This window comes from Candidatus Igneacidithiobacillus taiwanensis, assembly GCF_031962545.1.
Lineage (GTDB): Bacteria > Pseudomonadota > Gammaproteobacteria > Acidithiobacillales > Acidithiobacillaceae > Igneacidithiobacillus > Igneacidithiobacillus taiwanensis.
The window spans coordinates 1-2,488 of record NZ_JAVRKK010000223.1 but is presented as its reverse complement, the minus strand read 5'-3'; the positions used below and the strand labels follow the sequence as shown (position 1 = coordinate 2,488).

The window sequence follows — 2,488 nt, the reverse complement described above, 5'->3', positions numbered from 1 at the left end:
TCCGTACACCATAACACCGTACTCTCATACAGCATCACAGCGCACCCATAGCATCTAGGGCCTAAACCCCACACATCTCCACTCGGTTGCGAAAGAACAAGGGATGCCACTTTTGGCTTCCGTCACGCCAGCAGTGCTGCGTGGTGAGGGCGCATTATACGCAGGCACCGGGGGGTGTCAACACCCGTTGTGAAGGGGGTATCAAACTTCCCGAAGCAGGGTCTCGATGGTGGGTGCGATCTTTTGCGGCGCTACCCGTGGTGAATACCGACGACGTGGATTGCCTTTGCGGTCGATCAGAAACTTGGTGAAGTTCCAGCGGATCGCCGGGCCCAGCCAGCCGGGCTTACTGGTTTTGAGATAAGCAAAGAGAGGATGGGTATGCGGGCCGTTGACCTCGAGTTTGGCAAAAACGGGAAAGCTGACGGCAAAGCGGCCGTAGCAAACGTCGCCGATGGCCTCCGGACTGCCGGGCTCTTGGTGGCCGAACTGGTTGCAGGGAAAGGCGAGTACCGCAAAGCCCTGCCGGCGATAGCGCTCGTATAGGGCTTGTAAGCCGGCGTATTGGGGCGTGAAGCCGCAGAGGCTCGCGGTATTGACGATGAGCAACACCTGGCCGGCAAAGTCCCGCAGGCAGCATTCTTTGCCGCTGAGCAGGGGAAGGCAGAAGTCGTAAACGCTGGTTTTTGCGTCCAAGGGTACCTCGTTCATCAGCGCAGCTTGATCAGCGCAAAATGCTTTTTGCCATACTGCAGTACATATTCCGTTCCCGTGTCCAGGGAGAGGCTGGGATCCTCGACTTTGGCATCATCCAACCGTACGGCACCCTCGCGAATCTTGCGGATACCTTCGCTGCTACTCTTCACCCAGCCAAGGTGTTGCAACACGCGTGGTACGGTACGGGGAGACTCCAAAGAAAGTGCCTGCAAGGGCAAACTCTCCGGCCGCTCGTGGCGCTGGAATTGTGCAAGGAATCCCTCTCTGGCGCTCCGCGCGGCGCTGGCACCATGAAATCGCTCGACCAATTCTTGCGCCAAGTCGAGCTTGCAGTCGCGGGGGTTGCGCAAACCGCTATCGCATTCTCGACGCCACTGCGCCTGCTGGGTAGCAGAGAGGCGTGACAGGAGTTCGTAGTAGCGCCACATGAGGGTGTCGGAAATGGACATGATCTTGCCAAAAATCTGCTCCGGCGGATCTTGCACGGCGATGTAGTTGCCGAGGGATTTGGACATTTTTTGTACGCCGTCGAGCCCTTCGAGAATGGGCATGGTAAAGACGAGCTGTTGCGGCTGCCCCCAAGTCTTTTGCAGCTCCCGTCCCATCAACAGGTTGAAGCGTTGATCGGTACCCCCGAGTTCGAGGTCGGCGCGGATCTCGACGGAGTCGTAGCCCTGGAGCAGGGGGTAGAGGAACTCGTGGATGGCAATGGGCTGACCTGCTGCATAACGCTTACTGAAGTCGTCGCGCTCGAGCATGCGCGCCACGGTGGATTGTGCGGCGAGTTGGATCAATTGCTCCGGTGATAGCGCTCCCAGCCAATGGGAGTTGAAAAGGATCTGGGTACGTTCGGGATCGAGAATCTTGAAGATCTGCTCGCGGTAGGTTTGGGCATTGGCTTCGACCTCTTCACTGCGCAAGGGCGGGCGCGTGGCATTCTTACCGGTCGGGTCGCCAATGCGGGCAGTGAAATCACCAATCACAAAGAGTAGCTCGTGGCCGAGATCCTGCAGCTGTCGCGCCTTGTGCAAAAGGACCGTGTGCCCAAGGTGTAGATCAGGCGCCGTGGGATCCATGCCCAACTTGATGCGCAAGGGACGCCGCTCCTGCTCAGCACGCGCGAGCAGGGCGGCAAGCCCCCCTTCCGGCAGAATATCGGCAGCCCCCAGTTGCAACTGCGCGAGGACGGTTTCGTGATCCATGCTGACTTCCCTTGACTATTGGTAGCAGGATGGTAGCACCACCACCGGTTGCGGCGAAGTCGGACAGGGGCGGAGGCCACGCGGCGGCCGGCAAAATCCATTAGCTTATGGGATTTTTCTGTTGTTCCCTTTTGCGCAGCATGCTGCCCCAGAACGCGCGACGTGGCCGCCACGACCTCCCAAAATAGACAGTTCTAGGCTGATTCTCTGGATATTTCTGCCGATACGGGTTTGGCACATGACTTGCTTTAGTCGTAGCCATTCAGAAAAACACCAGAGGATTACTCCGTGAAAACTGCCAACACTCTATTACTACCAGGTATTATATCGGCTTTATTGGGCGCCGGACTTTTTTTCTCGCCAACGGCCCAGGCGGCCAATTGGTTTGCGCTACAAGGTATTTCACCGGCCAAAGCCCCGCTTTTTGGGGTATCGGGTTTTATCGAACCAACCGTATGGCAACAAGCTGGAACGGAGGATAATCTGCTCCGGGAGGTGCCACATATCAATTTGATTGGTCCGGACTTTGCCCAAAGTACCACTGCCGGTATTTTGCGTGCGCGGATCAT

The 2,488-nt window shown here is 57.4% G+C and carries 2 protein-coding genes and 1 pseudogene; 1 reads left to right on the top strand and 2 read right to left on the bottom strand.

Features of this window, described 5'->3' with window-relative positions; translation table 11 throughout:
* Positions 1-201 precede the first annotated feature (201 nt).
* Together RTI30_RS14000 and tyrS are read right to left on the bottom strand one after the other, a co-directional pair.
* The gene (locus tag RTI30_RS14000; protein WP_312284114.1) at positions 202-696 is read right to left on the bottom strand and encodes a glutathione peroxidase; all 495 of its coding nucleotides are present in this window, start codon (positions 694-696) and stop codon (positions 202-204) included.
* A gap of 14 nt (positions 697-710) precedes the next feature.
* Positions 711-1,919 carry a tyrosine--tRNA ligase gene (gene tyrS, locus RTI30_RS13995; RefSeq protein ID WP_312284113.1) on the bottom strand — a complete coding sequence of 403 codons (1,209 nt, stop codon included), beginning with the start codon at positions 1,917-1,919 and terminating at the stop codon, positions 711-713.
* A 288-nt stretch (positions 1,920-2,207) separates the two neighbouring features.
* On the opposite strand from tyrS, the pseudogene RTI30_RS13990 reads away from it, so the two are divergent.
* Positions 2,208-2,488, top strand: a pseudogene (locus RTI30_RS13990) (hypothetical protein); the annotation flags it as partial.

What these genes read in the sequence shown, in the direction of transcription:
- tyrS (WP_312284113.1), bottom strand. Translation starts at nt 1,919, where the DNA reads ATGGATCACGAAACCGTCCTCGCGCAGTTGCAACTGGGGGCTGCCGAT.